Here is a 3,649-nt window from a genome sequence, read left to right on the forward strand (position 1 = left end):
CATCCCTCTCCGTCATCCTCGGGCTTGACCCGAGGACCCACCGCCATGAAGCATTGTGACACGGCTACGCATTATAGCAGATCGTTTAGTGACATACTGTTTTGTGGACTTGGCCTGCTGGATCCCGTGGAAATTGGTGGACGGCCAAATCTCCTTTGCCGTGGGTCCTCGGGTCAAGCCCGAGGATGACGGAGAACGACGAGCTACAGATTGAACCGTTAACCTTTCACCGCACCTGCCGTCATGGAGCCGCTGATTTGGCGGTACATGATGATGCCGATGAGCATTGGCGGCAATGCGCCGACGATCATGACGGCCGATGCTGCGCCCCATTGAATGCCGCCGCCGCTCGCCGCGAAGAAGAACGAAGCGCCGACTGTCATCGGAACAGCCCTGTTTGACGTCAGCATCAGTCCGAATAGGAATTCGTTCCACGCTGTGATGAACCCGAATATGAAGACCGTCGCCAGTGCCGGACGGCAGACCGGCAACATCATCCCCTTCATGATTCCCCATTTGCTCATGCCGTCCAGCTTTGCCGCCTCGTCGATTTCGATGGGAACTTCCGCAATCGCGTTGACGAATACGATCAACGAAAGCGGCAGATTGACGATGGTCAGTATCAGTCCGAGGCCAAGCTGTGTATCAAGCAGGCCGGCAAACTGGAACATCATGTAGAGCGGGATCGCAAAGATGATGAGYGGCACTGCTCGCAGATTGACGATCAGCGGCATCAGGACCTTGCGGCCATATTTGCCGCGCGCAATGGCATAGGCTGCCGGAAAAGTAATGATCATGGCGAGCACCGTGCCGATCAGGGACGCCGCCAGGCTGTTGAGGAGATAGGCAAAAATGTTCAACCGGTCGCTCACCTGCAAAACCGTCGCATAGTTTTCGAGGGTAGGGCTCGAAATCCAGAATCCGGGATTGACCGATATTTCCTTGCCGCTCTTGAAAGAGGTTAGCAAGGTGACGATAACCGGAAAATTCAGGGCAAGAGCAGCAATGGCGTAGACGATCCAGCGCGCTAGTTTGATCATGACGCGGCGCCTTTCCCGCGGCGCGATAGCCATGTCAGCGCGTACAAACCAACGAAGGACGCCAGAAACAGGATGACGGAAGCGGCGATTGCCTTGCCGATCGCGCCCTGTTTGAAGAAGGCCTCGTAGATGTAGATCGGCAGCGATGTGGTCGATCCGCCGGGACCACTGCCGGTCAGCGTGTAGACGTTGTCGAATACGCGAAATCCATCGATAAACCGAATGAAAAAAGTGAAGATGAGCGTCGGCCGCATCAGGGGCAATTCAATCGCCGTCAAGATTTGGCGAGCGGAAGCACCATCGATGGCCGAGGCTTCGCGCACATCGTCAGGAATAGCCCGATAGGCGGTGTAGAAGAGCAGCAGCGCGAAGGGTGTCCACTGCAATGTCTCGACGACGACAAGGGTCCAGAATGCGTTTTCCGCATTGAGGAATGACGGGCTGTCGCCAAACCATAGATACAAATAATACGGAACAGGGCCGCCGAACTCGTGCAGTACGAGCCGGTACATCAGCCCGATCATCGCCGGTGCAACCATCAGCGGCAACATCAGCGGCGCCATGAGCCAGGAGCGCTTCTCGATCAGAGGCGACAGGAASACGGCAAGGCCAAGGCCGAGCACACATTCCAGAACTGCCGTGATCACGCCGAAACGCAGCGAAAACCAGCTGGCCCGCCAGAATTGCGCATCGCCGAGCACCTCGCCATAGTTGCCGAAACCGACGATTTCCGGGCTGCGCAAATTCGTGAAACTGACACGCGAAAGGCTGTAGACGAGATCGATCAGGATCGGAAATCCAAGGAAAAGCAGGAGAAACCCGACCAGCGGGCTCGCAAAAATTCTCCAGCCTTTGTGGCCCAAATTGACCATGGGTTTCCTTTGCAAAAATAGCTCCACTTATCTCCCCCTTGTGGGGGAGAAAGGATTTTCCTGGATTTAGCCTCTTTGCTAAATCCTTGGAAAATCCAGAGAGGGGGTAGTTCAGTGAGGCAAATCCCCTCTCTGGCGATTTCTAGCACTTAGCAAGGGCTAAGATGCTGAAATCGCTTTCTTGAGATACCGCGGCGGGAGGCCTAAGGCTTCAGCAGTTTCTCCATCCCAKCCTTCGTGTTGGCAAGCGCTTCGTCCAAGGTTTCCTGCCCCGACCAGTAGCCGRTGAATTCCTTCGCCTGCAGTTCGTAAACCGGGAAGGCATTGGCTGATGTGGCACCGGTCATGACATAGCCATAGGCGCCGGCATATTGACCGAGCGTAACGAGGTCCGGCCGCTCCTTGGCAATCTTTGCTGCCACATCCGGCAGGAGCGCAGGCGAACCGCCGCTGCGGGCATAAAGCAGGGCGGCGTCCTCAGTCGCCAGCCATTGGAGGAACTTCGCCGCACCTGCCTTGTTCTTGGCATTCTTGTTGATACCAAGCCCGAGGCCATGGATATGGTCGGCCCGGCCCGCCGAACCGGCTGGCGGCGCAACGATACCGACATTCTCGGCAACCGCCGGGGATTTGGCGGGATCGGTGAGTTCGCTGGCTGCAGCATTCCACTGCAGTGCCGTCGCCACCTGACCGGAGCCAAACGCGGCATTCGTTTCAGCATATTCATAGGAAAGCGAATCCTTCGGCGAGGCACCCGCGTCGTAAAGCTTCTTGTAAAGCTCAAGCGCCGTCCGGTAAGCCGGAGAGTCGATGGTGATATTGCCCGAAGCATCCATCCAGTCGCCGCCATTGGCACGGGCCACGGATTGCCACACCATGATGTTGAAAAGGAGGTTCTTCATCTGCAGCACCGTGCCGTAGCGAACCGGGCTTTCGGGATTTACGGACTTTGCGAAATAGAGTGCGGTCGCTGCCCAGTCATCCCAGGTCCAGCTGTCGGGCGCTTTCGGCTCCAGGCGCTTGCCGAGATATTTCTCGCTGATCTCGGCATATTTGGCCTTGGCTGCCGGGTCGGCGAGTAGGGCATGGATCAAATCCTTGCGGTAATACATGAAATGCAAGGAGAGATCGGTTGGGACACCGTATTGCTTGCCATCGAACTGCATGGTCTTCAGCACCGACTCGCCAAATACCTTGGCGGCATCCGGGCCAAGGTCGACTGGCTCCATATAGGAGGCGTAGCGGCCGATCGAATATGTCGCGAGAAGATTGATGTCGAAGGCGCTCGACCCGGCTGCCATGTCAGCCTGCAATTTGTCGTAAAAGCCATCGCGACTGTAGAAAAGAAGCTCGACCTTTTCCGCGTCGGCAACGCCGCTTTGTGCATTGTAAGCTTCGGCAACAGCGCGTAGCGCGGTTTCTTCCGAACCGCCCGGCCAGCCCAGAACGGTAACCGCGGCGTTGGCGGCACCAAGGGATGTGGTAATCAGTGCGAGAGCAGATAAAGTGATTTTTGTAAATTTAAGCATGTTCTAGCCTCCWATAATTGAGTTGGATTGTGCAATGGCGAGATCCGCCGCGCCGATTACCCCCGCGTGACGGCCGAGACCGGCACTCACAAGGGTTGGACGCAGCGATATTTTGGGAAATGTGAATGCGCCCCGAACCTGATCGATATAGCCTTCTGCAAGCCCGATCCCGCCGCCAATGACGATGTATTTCGGATCAAGCGCCAGC

At 56.6% G+C, this 3,649-nt stretch carries 4 protein-coding genes; all 4 read right to left on the reverse strand.

What is annotated here, in order from left to right; all coding sequences use genetic code 11:
* Nucleotides 1-218: 218 nt before the first annotated feature.
* Nucleotides 219-1,040, reverse strand: coding sequence for a carbohydrate ABC transporter permease (locus ACXJ5O_RS21535; RefSeq protein ID WP_457301673.1), 822 nt, complete (start codon nucleotides 1,038-1,040; stop codon nucleotides 219-221).
* Nucleotides 1,037-1,912 carry a carbohydrate ABC transporter permease gene (locus tag ACXJ5O_RS21540; protein ID WP_457301674.1) on the reverse strand — a complete coding sequence of 292 codons (876 nt, stop codon included), beginning with the start codon at nucleotides 1,910-1,912 and terminating at the stop codon, nucleotides 1,037-1,039. The genes ACXJ5O_RS21535 and ACXJ5O_RS21540 overlap by 4 nt, the downstream gene beginning before the upstream one ends.
* 203 nt (nucleotides 1,913-2,115) lie before the next feature.
* Nucleotides 2,116-3,441 carry an ABC transporter substrate-binding protein gene (locus tag ACXJ5O_RS21545; protein WP_457301675.1) on the reverse strand — a complete coding sequence of 442 codons (1,326 nt, stop codon included), beginning with the start codon at nucleotides 3,439-3,441 and terminating at the stop codon, nucleotides 2,116-2,118.
* 3 nt (nucleotides 3,442-3,444) lie between these two features.
* Nucleotides 3,445-3,649 (reverse strand): ROK family protein (locus tag ACXJ5O_RS21550; RefSeq protein ID WP_457301676.1); only part of this gene is annotated, 205 nt, incomplete at its 5' end.

Source organism: Phyllobacterium sp. P5_D12 (assembly GCF_054049495.1).